This window comes from Psychromonas sp. Urea-02u-13, from assembly GCF_002835995.1.
GTDB lineage: Bacteria > Pseudomonadota > Gammaproteobacteria > Enterobacterales > Psychromonadaceae > Psychromonas.
The window spans coordinates 1-14,773 of the sequence record NZ_PJBZ01000109.1 but is presented as its reverse complement, the minus strand read 5'-3'; the positions used below and the strand labels follow the sequence as shown (position 1 = coordinate 14,773).

The following is a 14,773-nucleotide window of genomic DNA, read 5'->3' as shown; positions in this document are numbered from 1 at the left end:
GAACCAAAGAAAGCACAAAATGAAGAGCAGAGAGAAATTAAAAAATCAATTTTACCAATTGCTAAACAACTAAAACAATATGCTAAGGGAAATATCGTATTAACAATCAATAACATTGAAATTAACCAATGTCCTGTTTGTGAACACGATTTTGCATTTGCAACGAATAAAGTTAAACATGGCCTTACTCGTAAATGCAGTAACTTTAAATGTGGTGCATTATTCACTGCTAATGTAGATAAAACCTCAAAGAAGGTAACTTTCACCTACAAAACATATGATGTTGCTTGCCAAAGTTGTGAGCAAATAATTGTTATACCGGAAGAAAAAATTAGAAACTTGGATAAGTTCAGTTGCAGCAATTGCCATTCGCAATATATTCCTAGGGGGGAATACGGGTTTGCTTTACTATCAAACGAAAGCTAACAAGACACTTAAACGCTATTAAAACAGTAGGTTAGGCTTCGCTTCGTTACACATTATAACCCACTGCTTTAGTTCGCTTAATGCAGCGTTAAGGCTGTAGAATATCTCGGATTTTATAAATCCATGTAAACTCATGATTTATAAGGCCTTGTTTTTAAATGTAATAAAAACCCGAGAAAGTGTGTTTTTTCTGAAAAAGGAGAAATTCTACAGCCTCGTTAGCATTATTGGAGAGTGATGAATGAATAATTTATTTGTATACAACACAGAAAAAGTAGACTGTCGAACGTTTGAAATCTCTGACGCTGAAATTAAAAAGAGCTTAGACTTGAGAAAACTATTGGTTAAAGCTTTAGATATTGAAATCATTTATGATCAAATAATAGAAGCTTATTGGGACTACAAAAACAAAGTAAACTATTGGAATTTAAGATCAGTATCGTCCCCGTTTGCAGATTATATACTAAATCATGAGATTCGTAGTTCATTGAACAGGCTTGCTTTTAACTTATTTAACCTAAGTAAACTATACCTTGATTGGCATTATAATAAGGACAAAAACCGCTGTCTTTCTTTCGAATTAACGAATGACGAAGCTACAAAACAAAAAGTCCAAGCTCATCGTGACAAAATTTATGAATCCAACTTGCATTACGTAGTTGGTTGCAAATTACGAGGTCATAGTCAACACAGCGCATTGCCTGTTAGATCGTTTACAACTGGAGTGCGCTACGACCAAAGCACTTCAAATCGAACTGCGCATTTCAGCATCTACTATAGTTACGAAGATTTATTAAAAGCTAATGTTCCGAAGAAAATGCTTTCCGAAGGTATCAAGCTTGACCTTACAGATATCATTGATGGCTTTGTATTCGCAATTTCTCAAAAGCATATACTAAATAGAAAATTAACAGAGTCAGTAATTAACGAAGGTAGAGATACGAGTTTATCTATGTGGCAAGGCTATGCAGAAAAGGCTGGCTTTGAAAAATGTCAATATGAAATCCAACTAGAAAATGACGAAAGAGTTGGGCTTTCTTTAGAATGGTTTGGAGTATATGACCACTTAAAAGAAAAGCATAGTTGTGCAATAGATTATTCGGTTATAAAGTTTGAAAAATAATGCTTACAAGGAATTTAAACAGTTTTAAAACAGTGGTTATGATTCGCTGGGTGGTCGAGGACATCCCAATCTTTTTGATCAGTTTTTCACGATGACAGTTAATTTAAAGGTTGGGATGTCCTACTTTGTTCTACTCTGTTCTTTACACGTTATAACCAACAATTTTACTCCGCTTAATACAGCACGAGGCATTAATAAGGTTTGCTCAAATGAATTATTTAGTCGGCGTATTGCTCGCGTTGTTATCGCTTTCGAGTTTTGCAGAACATGCGAATATATACGATGAATCAAGGGATCGAAATATTCCTATTTCCATAGCATATCCAGATAATGTTAAAGCTTGCCAATCTAGTCGTCCATGTGAAGTAATTTTCATTAGTGCGGGTTATCGAGTTCCTTATGAGAAATATACTTTTCTCACCGGTTTACTGACTAAGCTCAATTATCTTGTTGTTTCAATTGATCATGAATTACCTTCTGATCCTCCTTTATCTAGAACCGGGGATCTATATGAAACAAGAATTGAGAATTGGCAAAGAGGTGCAAAAACATTAGAGGTCGTGCAAGATAAATTATCGAAACGCTTTATTAATTATAATTTTAAGCAGTTAACTTTAATTGGGCATTCTAATGGCGGGGATATTTCTACGTGGCTGGCAAACGAAAATAGCTCTTATGTTAAGCAATTGATAACCTTAGATCATAAACGTGTCACTTTACCAAAGAATAAAAAGTTAAAAGTATTATCTATAACGTCACCTGAGTATCCAATTAAAAAAGGTGTCCTGCTGACTCCCTCAGAGCGAAAACGTTATGCTGTTTGTATAATCGAAATAGCGAACTCAAAACATATGGATCTGACTGATTACGGCTCTGTTATTGTTAAAGAGAAAGTGATCCAGATAATTAATCGCTTCCTATCAAATAAAACATGCCACTCAATTAAAAACACCTAATAAGGTTACACAGAAAAACAAGATTGCAAGTCTTACTTCGTGTCCTCTGTGTAACGCAGTGGCTTCGTGGTCGGCTTTGGTTTTATGCTCGAGCATGTTTTATTTACGCGACCACGCCTTAACAAGTTCAAAAGCAATTCACCGCGAAGGCACGAAGGAAAAACAAGCTGGAAGGTTTTCTTCGTGTCCTCTGTGTAACGCAGTGGCTTCGTGGTCGGCTTTGGTTTTATGCTCGAGCATGTTTTATTTACGCGACCACGCCTTAACAAGTTCAAAAGCAATTAACCACGAAGGCACGAAGGAAAAACAAGCTTGAAGGTTTTCTTCGTGTCCTCTGTGTAACGCAGTGGCTTCGTGGTCGGCTTTGGTTGCTTGTTCTATGTCCCTAAATCAAAGCCTATTTATTATTTCCTAGTTCGTTACTTCATCATTCTTTATTTCGTCGTTATAAGTCAGCGCAATACTGACAAACATTTGTTCACAGTTTATAAAGGCTTCTACAACAGCGGGATCAAAGTGACTGCCATCGCCAGCTAAGATAATTTCTTTGGCTTTATCATGACTAAAAGCAGGTTTGTAAACTCGTTTAGAAATCAGTGCATCATAAACATCTGCCAATGCCATTAAACGCCCAGAAAGCGGAATATCATCACCACTTAATTGATAAGGGTAACCACTACCATCCCATTTTTCGTGGTGGCTGAGCGCGATTTCACGTGCGATAGACAAAAAGCTATTTGAGCCCATCTGTTTTTCCGCTATAGCAAGAGACTCAGCGCCTATCATTGCGTGGGTTTTCATAATAACGAATTCCTCATCGCTGAGTTTTCCTGGTTTTAGCAAAATTGCATCGGGAATACCTACCTTACCGATATCGTGTAACGGGGCTGATTTATAGAGTAAATCCACGGTTTCAGCGGTCAGGTAATCACGGTATTTAGGGTGATTTTGCAGTTGAATAGCTAAGGCGCGTACATACTCTTGAGTACGTAAAATATGCCCTCCCGTTTCATTATCACGCGCTTCGGCTAATGCTGATAAACCCACAATCGCCACATCACGTGTTTGTGTTATTTCGTCTTTACTTTGTGCAAGTTTACTGAGCATGATATTCGTATAAAAGGCAATAATACCTAACTCACCTTGCTGTGATACCGGCACACGTACACTGAGATCTCCATTGGCAGCTGCAATTAACGCACTTTGTTGCTTACCTAATAATAAACGTAATAGCTGCAACCAGTGATACATAATGGTACAGGTATAGGTTATGAGGATGAGAGCGACAAAGACAAACTCTTTAATAATACTGATTTTCGCCATATGCTCGTCAACACGGCCGAAGCTCTCGCTTAACCAATGAATGTCTTTAATCATCACCATGGTAAGAGTAGTGGTTAACATTAGCACAATAAATATGACTAAAATGGCCAGTTGTGTTGCGATAGAGTGTCCCATGTGAGACATGCTTTCTGGCAATTTTGTGTATTCAGTCAGTGGGTAATGTTTAATTTGTGCCTGTAGTGCTAAATCTAAACTGATCAGTGCGCCTAACGAGCCAATACCAAACAGGACTTTTAAACCACTTTCTATCGGGAAGTCATAAACACTAAAATACCAACTGGCGAGTGCAACAGCGCCAAACAGAAAAAGCCCAACTTCTCGCTGCGCATTTTTAAATGCACCACCCTCTTGAATCAACAGGGTTCTTGCCATAAATAGAAGGCTAAAGGTTACTAATGAATAGGCGCTACTCTGCCAAATCGAAATTGACTCAATAAATGGGCAGACTTGGCCACCGTAAATAGCAAATACCACTGTAGCAATAAAATAATGCAGGGCTGCGCGTTGTTTTGTTCGCGTTAACATCGTCATAGATGGGCTCTTTATCTGAAAAAGCGGGCAAGTATACGTACTTTTGGGCGAGATACTATTATCATTTTATATTAAATCACACTGTTTTTAACCGCACTCGGCCGAACGTATTTCACCTCACAAAATGCCATTTAAAATCAAAGCTTTAAAAAACAAAACTTTTTATTTAAGTGACAACCAAAACAATTTAATTATAAAAAACAACTCCATGACATACACTTTCCCGACTAATAACACTGAATGTATGCGCCATCTGAATAATGAAAATTGTTTGCTCTTAGCTTAGTATGAAACGATGAAACTAATAGGCAGAGCGATTTTATTACTTTGATTATTCACGCTATCGATCACGGTTGTGAGATAACACATTATTAGTAGCCAATCCAAACGCCCCTCTGCTATTCTGATGGCAGATAAAATCGAATCAGAATAGCAGCCTCGGCATATGAATTGGCGACTACATGTAGTTATTAATGCAGTTATTGAAAACCGTTATTGAATCGATTTCTTGAAGTAAGTTAACGCTGCATCAAATTGAAAATTATCGACAAGTCGTGTTAATTCAATAAATTGAATGTTTGTTAAACTCAGTTCAATCTCTGATGTTTCTTGTAAAAGATCAAAAATTATCGCATTAGATTCTGTGAGTGCATTGATAATATCCCCCCTTTTTACATGGCAAACCTTTGCTTTAACGATTACTTTTGGGGTGCTTAGTTTGGCTTTAACTTCTTGGCAAACAAGTGATAACTCTTCGTCAAAATAGCGAATAGACTCGTTAGTCACAGGCTCATTTTCTAATTCAACAGCGAGGTTATAAACACTGTTAATGGCTAAGTTGGCCGCTAATCCTTTCACCAGATGTAATTTTTCAAGCGCTTCATCTGATAACTTGCCATCACAGGTTAAAAGTTCATTATTCACGGCTACGCTGAGTTGTAAATCATCCAGTTGATAGGAAAAATTTAACAGCAACTTAAAATAAAGTTCACGGTTATTATTTGCGATATCCACCCCTGCTACGATATCCACCCCTTCTATATACACTGCAGGCATTGCTTCTAAATCGTTTTCTGCTTGCGCACTCTTCTCATGTTTTTGTATCAAAGCAAAGTCATCTTTTCCACACCACTTAAAAACAACTTGATACATCTCTTCAACATTAATCGGTTTGGTAATAATGTCATTCATACCAGCATCGATCGCCTTTATATGGTCCTCTTTTAGCGCGGTTGCAGTGAGTGCAATAATCGGTAAGTCGAGGTTCATTAACTGCGTTCGAATAATTTTTGTCGCGCTATAACCGTCTAAAACCGGCATTTGGCAATCCATTAATACTAAATCAAACGCGTGTTCTTTGATTAACTCGATGGCTTTTTCACCGTTATCTGCAACCGTTACAATCGCACATTTACTTTGTAATAACTCAATACCTAACTCTTGATTTATTACATTATCTTCAACCAAAAGAATATGCTTTCCTTGCAGTGTATGACTGCAATCTAATAGAGGTGCATCAAGGAAAGCGTCAGCGCAGATTTCTTCACTTAATAAGGATGGAAATATGAAGGATAACAAGGGTTTTTCAATAACAACAATGTTGTCTTTGTAAGGTGAAAACTCAACTTCAATCACGGTTTTGTTTAAGCATAATAAAAATATTTTAGTGTCTTTTGCTAATTTTAGGTTATCAAGAAAAGACTTAACCACTTCGATGTTTTCTTTTTTGTCGATACCTAAATCTATTAATAATAGATTGTTTGAGGCGTTATCTCCGCTGAACGATAAATTGCTCAATGTCGAATATTTTAATGTAGACATTTTGGCGCAATACGTTGAGGCCATCCCAGATAAATTATCGATTACATTAATCTCGTCAGAAATCAGTGTCACTGTTTTTTTAGATTGTACCGGCTCAGCTTCAATTACGTTTCTTGCCCGTTTAAGGTTCACAGAGAATAAGAAGGTTGAACCGACATCAATGATGCTTTTTACTTCAATGTTACCTGACATCAGCTCCACTAAATTCTTGCAGATAGCGAGCCCTAAACCGGTTCCCCCGTAATTTCTGCTTATTGATGCATCTGCCTGTGAAAATGAGGAAAACAAACACTTAATTTGATCTTGGGACATACCAATGCCGGTATCCATGATTGAAAAATCAAGTTCCACAGTGCCATCAAGTTCACTTTTTGCCGATACGTTAACGATGATGCGACCCTGGTGGGTAAATTTAACCGCATTGCAGCCCAAATTAATCAGTATTTGTCCTAAACGTAATGGGTCACCCATTAAATACTCAGGGACTGATTTATCAACAATGATTAATAATTCTAATTTCTTATCTGCAGCTGAATTAGAAATAGAATCTGCAAAATATTTAAGCACTTGAGGCACCGAAAACTCAATGTTTTCTAGCGACAATTTTCGAGCTTCGATTTTAGAAAAGTCCAAAATATCGTTGATGATCCCCAATAGATTATTAGCAGAAAGATTTACTTTTTCGATAAAGTTTCGTTGTGTTTCATTTAACGTTGTCTCTAATGCTAAGTAACTCATACCAATGATAACGTTCATTGGTGTTCTTATTTCATGACTCATATTGGCAAGAAATTCAGACTTTGCTTTATCTGCATCTTTCGCACGCTCTAATGCTTGCTTCAACTGTCTTTGTAGCTTAATCAAATTGCCTTCATAACGGCGATTAATGAACACTAAAATAGCCAACGCGATAACTAACAATATCGCTAATAATATGCTGTACTTAGTTAATTTTTTTGATTCTTGCATCTGTTCAAAACGCAGCTCTCTGAGCATAGAAAGTTTCTTACTGGCTGATAATGCAGTCTCATGTAAATACTTAGTTTGCTGATCACTCGTGATCACTGACTTAACCACGCGGTGAGACTGAAATTTATAAATTCTCACGCTGTTTTTTAATTTAATCAGCAGGTCAAGTTCATCTGCATCATGTACTAAGTCCCTCATTTTTGCGATTAAGGTATCTATTTGGGTTAACGCGTTGATCGACATATCTTTTAATAACAAGCGCTCATTTAAGTCAGGCGCTAAAATAAAATCACTGTCGGCCTGTCTTGCTTCTGATATAAGCGTTAGCAGTTTACTCACGTCATTTGATGCGTTTATTCTAGTATTAATAATTTCATATAAAGTAATGGCTTCAGCGGTAATATTTTGCGTATAACTGCCGTATTGTTGATCTAACTCAATCATCTCTTTTTCTATTTTTACGATTTTTTGCATCACGCTATTAATCGTTTTAGCAGAGAGGTTATGCTTTTGATTCGTTGGGATGAGGTTTAGAAAGGTTATAAATTCAATGAGTTCTCGCTTTAAATCTTGTAGGTTATCTTCATTATCATCATTATCATCATTATCATCATTATCATCATTATCATCAGTAATTTTATCTACAATTAATTGCGTATTACCCTTTAAATCAGATAACGCATGCCCTTTTCGAGAGCTCGACAAGGCTTCTGTGTTTTTTAGCAGAACAAAAACATCTTCACTTAAGTCATCGATAAAAATAGAGTCATTAACAATCTCATTAATATTTTTAATATCAAATTGCAGATAATCTTTAATGCGGTGTATACCTGTATTTTGTAGCAGTAATAGCTCATTGGCTCTTGAGCTAACTTCACTGGCAGACAGCCCTAACGCTTCTAGTTGTTGATCCTGTGATAATACCAAATCAATGTAGTTTATTAAGTGTCCTTGATACTTTTTACCCAGTTTTAGTAAGGCATGCGTATCGATATGTTGGTCCACATTGGTTGCATGAAATTCTTCTAATAACTTGATAGAAAGACGTGCATTTTTTTGCGCAACAATAGATTCTTTTTTGCCTTTATTTCGAGAGAAAAGCAATTCTGATAATCGCGAATTATCTAACGACAACAGTAGCTCTCCGGCCAATGAATAACGCTCAATGGCAAAGGTCACTTTATTCAAGCTATAGGCGCCAATATTGACAGAGACCACGATAGTTATGATGACAAAAATAAAACCATAAATCGTGTTGGTTGATCTCTTTTCAGTAAGATAATCAACGGTGCTGTGTAAATTACTGTGATTTTTCATCTTTAAACTTTTCATGTATTTTTAATATATTAGGAAGACAATCTAAAAAATGAGGGACTAATATCGGGTCAAAATGACTGCCAACATTGTCTGTCAAAAATGCTAATGCATCTTCAATCGACCATGCGTTTTTATACGGTCGCTCACTGGTTAATGCATCAAAAACATCTGCAATGGCAACCACACGTGCCGTTAACGGAATATCTTCGCCACTCATCCATTAGGATAACCACTACCATTATATTTTTCATGGTGGGTTAGCGCTATTTCAGCCGCCATTGCTAAGAGTGGAGACGTTTCTTTACCTATAATTTTCTGTCCAATCATAGGGTGCGTTTTCATTATTTCCCACTCCTCAGCATTCAGTTTTCCTTTCTTAGATAATATTTCATCTGGAATACCTATTTTACCGAGATAATACATTGGCGAAGCATGGTCTATCCATTGCTCATCATTACTGATTTTTTGTGCGAGTTCTTTCACGTAGAGCGACATACGAACAACATGTAAACCTGTTTCGTTGTCTTTATATTCAGCGGCTTTTCCTAATTTACGGATAAGCTTAAGCGGTGTACTTTCTACCTCTTGGGTTCGTTGCTTCACCAACATTTCAAGACGCTGATTATTTTCAAACAGCGCTAACTTCGCTTTAATTCTAGATTTGATAATAACGGGGTTATAAGGCTTGGTAATGTAATCGACACCGTCGACTGAAAAGCCGGTGCTTTCAGCTAACAGATCGGATTTAGCCATCACAAATATCACTGGGATATCTTTACTTTTGAGCTGTGACTTTAATTGTCGGCACACTTCAAAACCATCCATTTCAGGCATCATGACATCCAACAAAATAAGATCTAAATGGTTACTTAATGATATTTCTAGTGCTTTTTTTCCATTCGTTGCCACGACCATATTATAATCTTGCGATAAAATACCTATCAGTATTCTCAGGTTGTTAGGTGCATCATCTACAACCAAAATATTTTTCTTCATGCGTACAGCTCCAATAATCTTTCATTTCACATAACCCATTAGCGATCGCGATGAACGGTTTAGGTCATGTTTACTTTAAGATTCACTTTCAAAGTAAGGAGTGATAATACGTGAGACTGAATCATGTTACTGCCACGGTTACACAGCGGTAACATAATACTTATTTACCTATTTTTAAAATTCCTTAGATTCAAATTGTAAGCACATCATGAGTCGGAATTTGATCTGATAAAGTTTTTAATTGTATTTAAAAACGAGTCAAACTGGTCAGGTGCATAGCATGCAGATTCTTTATCGAGTAACTGTTTGCATAAATGGCTGAGTGTTTGGTCATTCATAACATCGGCAGCACCTTTAATGCAGTGAATAGCATGATGTAAATCATCACCATTTGCACCGACTTTTTTCTCTGAGACTAACTTTTCAAGATTATTGAGTTCACTGCTCAGGAATTGAACGTATTTAGGCAGGTATTTTTTATGAATGCTTTCTGTCACGTTATTTTGTGGTTGAACTTTGCTGATCACTTTCTCTAACTTGGATTTGGTTAAGGGTTTATTAATGATGCCCAACCCTCCGAAAGTCAAAAATTGCTCAGCGTCTTTCTCCTTAATCGAGGAGGTACATAAATAGACTCGTGTCTCTGCTTTTATCTCTAAAATAGCTTTTGTTAACGCAGCCCCATTCATGCATGGTAATAGGTAATCAGAAATAACCACATCAAAGTGATGCTGTTTAATGAGTTGCAGTGCTTGCTCAGCAGTTTCAGTAATTTCAAAATTAAGTCGTAAGCTATGCGCTAACTCTTTTAATAATTCAATAATAATAAATTGGTCTTCAACAAAAAGGTATTTCAAGATCCCCCCCTTCTCTTAGTTACACTGCCGTTACATTAAATGTAGGCGAATTATTGTCTTACGATGTTAACCTTCAAAAATATTCTTGAGCAACAAGATAGATAGAAAAAATGAATGTTATATTTATCAGAGGAAGAACTAGACTTTATCTGGTAACAATTTGGCAGTAAAAACGAACATAATTTTGGCATACTTAAACCGTTATACAAAGCGCTACTTTGCATTTTTGTATCACACTTCCATTATTGTTTTTTGGTATTTCCTAGCAACTAAAATTGGTCTCACATGCAAAATAAATGTTATAAAATTCTTCTGGTTGAAGACAATCGTTTTGTCTCTACCATCATTAAAGATCAATTAGAACTTGAAGGCTATCTGGTATATCAAGTTTTTGATGGTAACCATGCTTATAGAAAAGCGATGTTTCATGAGCCTGATTTAGTGGTTTTAGACATTGAATTGCCAAATATGGATGGTTTTGATGTGTTTAAAAAACTAAGGACTTTTTTTGCTGGCCCCATCGTATTCTTAACGTCAAAAGACAATGAAGCGGCAGAAGTACGATCGTTACAACTTGGCGCCACTGACTTTGTTTCTAAATCTAAGTCGATCGATATTCTTAAGCTAAAAATTGCCAATATATTTAAGAAAGCAAAAAACAGCCAAACAAACCACTCACTCTACGTTGGTTTGTTAAATATCAATAAACAAAACAATACCTGTCGTTTTGATCAAGCGGCACTGTCGGTGTCGAATGACATGCTTGAACTACTCTATTTTTTCCTACTCAATCCTGATGAAATTCTTTCAAGAGATGAGATATCACTCGCTATCAAAGGTGTGTTGTATGACGGAAATAGCCGCATGGTTGATGTCAGCGTTTCACGACTGAAGAAAGTATTAACTGAATTAAATGTGCCAGAAGGTGGTATTAAAAGCTTTAGAGGCAAAGGATATAGCCTCATTTCGACATTGCTTGAGTAATATGACCAATCACATAAGACGTCAATTAACAGCATCTAATACAAGGGCAAGATTACGAACCGTCTTAGATCACACTTCTTACCCTATTCGACTCATTTAAACCGATATCAGAGATAGACCTGAGACTATTGCCTCTCTATAACTATCACTCCGGTTTGCTTGTTTATGTTTTCTTTTAATTCCACCTTTAAAAGATCCATCTGTTTTTAACAGATTTAAAGCAACGTGACGTACTGTTGCTAAATTCTCAGTGGAATTCTTTTGTCTAATTCTGCAGGCATCTTCGTTCATCGAAACATCAAGTTGCCAGTGCAAATTATTTTCTACTGACCAATGCGCTCTAGCTGCTGTTAAAAGGGACTTTGCATCTAGTTCTGCTGAGCTGATATAGAACTTTATCGTTGCCACACTAGCCTCGCCTTTCTCTGCTCTAAAAGAAACAACATAACCAAGTGTTTTCAACCCACTCCACTCAAAAGCTAAGTCACCAATCTCACTTGCATCAGCAACCATACAGTGGCGCGTTTCTTCTCGACCATGGCCTTTTTCAGATTTCGTATAAGCTTCTGTTTCTTTTGACTCTAACCGGGTAATAGAAAAGATAGTATCTAATGCCTTTTGCAATCGGCTCTGATTTCCTTTGACAGGTAAAAGATAATCACCGCCTTTATCTACTATTTTTTTGCTATTTTGGTCTGACACCCCATGGCATCTATCGTTATAAGGCATCCACGAATATCAAGCAAGTCCAATAACGTGGGAATAGCCGTGATCTCATTGGATTTTTCATTCGTTTTAACTTGCCCTAAAACCACCGAGTTAGCTGATGCAAAAGCGCTGACCATATGGATACTGTCTGTTTTATTTTTCTTCTTAAAGGAACCTTTTAAGGTTTTTCCATCAATAGCAATAATGTCACCATGCGTCATTTTACAGCAACTTTTCATCCATTGAGCAAAGCTCTTTTGGAACTCTTTCGGCTGTATTATTTGGAATATTCGTGAAATAGTATCATCGGATGGTATACCCTGTTCGAAAGGTAAATACTGTCTTAACCAATCTAATTTATCATGACCAAAGTCTTCTATTTCCTCCCCGCCTTCACAGCCAGATATGACGGCTGTGATAGCCAAGAAAAGCACATCAATTAACTCATGTTGTACTTTACCTGGTTGGCGAAAATCACGAATTATAGAGAGTTGATTTATTAACGTTTCTTGGCTCATATGACTTCTTCATTGTATAAAAAGAAGCATATGATCACATTAGAAATTGATCTTCAACGTGATCCTTTCTCTAATGTAGATCAATAGATTTAAGTCTCAAAGTTCACGATCCAAAAAGCCATTAAAAAACATCAAATAATTAGTACGACTTCGTAATCTTGCCCTTCATCTAATACGATTAGAGAAAAAAGATCCCCTAAAAATCACTGCTTAAACATAGCTTGATTAATCGCGCTAACGATATTCCTGTGTCCAAAATTCAAGAGTTTTGGGTCTTGGCGTTACTGTGCCTAACCACCTTACGTGAAACATAAGTCAATCACAAATCAAATATAGTTGCTATTACAACCGTTTATTTAAAGAGCCCTCTAAAAAAGGTCTTGAAATGTAAAAAATTTTTAACGTTAAATCATCCGCTAACGCCGAACATTTAACCTTAAAAAGAACGCCATAGACGTTCTTAGCCAAAGCCCTATCGACAAGCTTAATTTATTGAAAATTTAAGTATGTCGATAGAATAAATACGATGAAAATAGAAGTTAGTATGATGAATATAAAATATTGTACAGATAGAAAATTAATAATGTGCTTATTAATACTGAGTGCCCTGGCACTCTCAGGATGTAACCCGAAGAGTTTAGAGGGCGAAACCGTCACTCAAAGCGGGAAGGTTGCCGGGTTTACTGTCTTTGCACAAATTTGCTTAGACAGTAATTTGAATAACTTATGCGATGAGGGAGAGCCCTCCACTCTGTCGTCTAAAGATGGGGCATGGACCCTTGATATTCCAGTCAATAGTCTAGGGAAATACCCCATTGTTGCAGAAATTGTAGCAGGCCTAACAATAGATGATGAGAGTGGTTTAATAGTTGAAAAAGGCTATTTTTTGAGCGCGCCGGCTAAATCACTCCATTTTATATCTCCTTTAACTACCTTGGTAAAGCACCAGATAGAGCAAAAAGGATTGTCATTAAGAAATGCAGTTACTTTAATCAAAAATAAGACGGGCATCATCAATGCAGATGTAATGATGGGCGATTACCTCAATAAAGAACTTGAAAAGTTCGATTCAACGATGGCAAGAACAGATAACATTGCGAATCGTACGATTGACATCGACTCACCGAAAGCGGAAGAAGTTGCTAAAGCGGTCATATTATTAAACCAAGAATTATCAGAAATGATAACCGATCACTTCGGCGTCGTTGTAACCAATGAAAACAAGCCTCGTTTCATTGCTGCTGTTTATGATTATATTTATGAAGAACTTGATACTGTCATCGCTGATCGTACTGATGAAATTATTATTAATTATCGAAATACGCTAACCAAAGCTGCAGTAGAAGAAAAAATAAACGGCATCAAGATGCCAAATACTGCCGATACCAACAATGAAAATCAGGAAGATTTAAATCTAGCGAGTGTAGATACGGCTCAAGGTATTCAAGGCATTCAGGGTGAAACGGGTGATCAGGGTATCGCCGGTGCTCAGGGTGAAATAGGTCCCGAGGGTGCAACTGGCGAAAAAGGAATAAATGGTGAAACCGGTATTCAAGGCGAGCGTGGTTTAACTGGTGCAATAGGCGCTAAAGGAGACAAAGGCGATCGTGGTTTCGCTGGCACAAATGGGGCTAATGGCATTCAAGGTGAGCGTGGTTTAGCGGGTACAAATGGAACTAATGGAACTAATGGTATTCAAGGTGAGCGCGGTTTAGATGGTGGCAAAGGCGGCAAAGGTGATAAAGGCGACCGTGGTTTAGCAGGTACAAATGGAACTAATGGTATTCAAGGTGAGCGTGGTTTAGATGGTGGCAAAGGTGACAAAGGCGACCGTGGTTTAGCGGGTACAAATGGAACTAATGGTATTCAAGGTGAGCGCGGTTTAGATGGTGGCAAAGGTGACAAAGGTGACAAAGGCGGCCGTGGTTTAGCAGGTACAAATGGAACTAATGGTATTCAAGGTGAGCGTGGTTTAGATGGTGACAAAGGTGACAAAGGCGACCGTGGTTTAGCGGGTACAAATGGAACTAATGGTATTCAAGGTGAGCGCGGTTTAGATGGTGGCAAAGGTGACAAAGGTGACCGTGGTTTAGCAGGCACAAATGGTGATAAAGGCGACCGTGGTTTAGCGGGCACAAATGGTGATAAAGGCGACCGTGGTTTAGCGGGCACAAATGGTGATAAAGGCGACCGTGGTTTAGCGGGCACAAATGGTGATAAAGG

Annotated in this window: 7 protein-coding genes and 3 pseudogenes; 5 read left to right on the top strand and 5 right to left on the bottom strand. The window is 37.3% G+C overall.

The annotated features are described in order from the left end of the window. The 3 genes from CXF74_RS19120 to CXF74_RS19110 all read left to right on the top strand — a co-directional run. Positions 1-426: hypothetical protein (locus CXF74_RS19120; protein ID WP_157822458.1), on the top strand; the 426-nt coding region annotated here is incomplete at its 5' end. 241 nt (positions 427-667) lie between these two features. After that, positions 668-1,549 carry a hypothetical protein gene (locus CXF74_RS19115; RefSeq protein ID WP_101084132.1) on the top strand — a complete coding sequence of 294 codons (882 nt, stop codon included), beginning with the start codon at positions 668-670 and terminating at the stop codon, positions 1,547-1,549. A gap of 209 nt (positions 1,550-1,758) precedes the next feature. Next, on the top strand, positions 1,759-2,505 hold the full coding sequence (locus tag CXF74_RS19110; protein ID WP_101084131.1) for an alpha/beta hydrolase: 747 nt from the start codon (positions 1,759-1,761) through the stop codon (positions 2,503-2,505). A gap of 411 nt (positions 2,506-2,916) precedes the next feature. Here CXF74_RS19110 and CXF74_RS19105 read toward each other — a convergent pair whose 3' ends face one another. The 4 genes and pseudogenes from CXF74_RS19105 to CXF74_RS19090 form a co-directional block, all read right to left on the bottom strand. Further along, a complete protein-coding gene (locus CXF74_RS19105; RefSeq protein ID WP_232772592.1) occupies positions 2,917-4,380 on the bottom strand; it encodes an HD-GYP domain-containing protein in 1,464 nt (487 codons plus the stop codon). Positions 4,381-4,872: 492 nt separating this feature from the next. Then, a complete protein-coding gene (locus CXF74_RS19100) occupies positions 4,873-8,487 on the bottom strand; it encodes a response regulator (RefSeq protein ID WP_198552926.1) in 3,615 nt (1,204 codons plus the stop codon). Further along, positions 8,471-9,483, bottom strand: a pseudogene (locus CXF74_RS19095) (HD domain-containing phosphohydrolase). Before CXF74_RS19095 ends, CXF74_RS19100 begins: the two are co-directional and overlap by 17 nt. Positions 9,484-9,689: 206 nt before the next feature. Next, a complete protein-coding gene (locus tag CXF74_RS19090; protein WP_157822457.1) occupies positions 9,690-10,340 on the bottom strand; it encodes a response regulator in 651 nt (216 codons plus the stop codon). 285 nt (positions 10,341-10,625) lie between these two features. On the opposite strand from CXF74_RS19090, the gene CXF74_RS19085 reads away from it, so the two are divergent. Beyond that, the gene (locus CXF74_RS19085) at positions 10,626-11,324 is read left to right on the top strand and encodes a response regulator transcription factor (protein ID WP_101084128.1); all 699 of its coding nucleotides are present in this window, start codon (positions 10,626-10,628) and stop codon (positions 11,322-11,324) included. 96 nt (positions 11,325-11,420) lie between these two features. On the opposite strand, the pseudogene CXF74_RS19080 reads toward CXF74_RS19085, so the two are convergent. Next, positions 11,421-12,550 (bottom strand): annotated as a pseudogene (locus CXF74_RS19080) (ISAs1 family transposase). A 544-nt stretch (positions 12,551-13,094) separates the two neighbouring features. Here CXF74_RS19080 and CXF74_RS19075 point away from each other — a divergent pair. Continuing rightward, positions 13,095-14,773 (top strand): annotated as a pseudogene (locus CXF74_RS19075) (collagen-like protein); the annotation flags it as partial.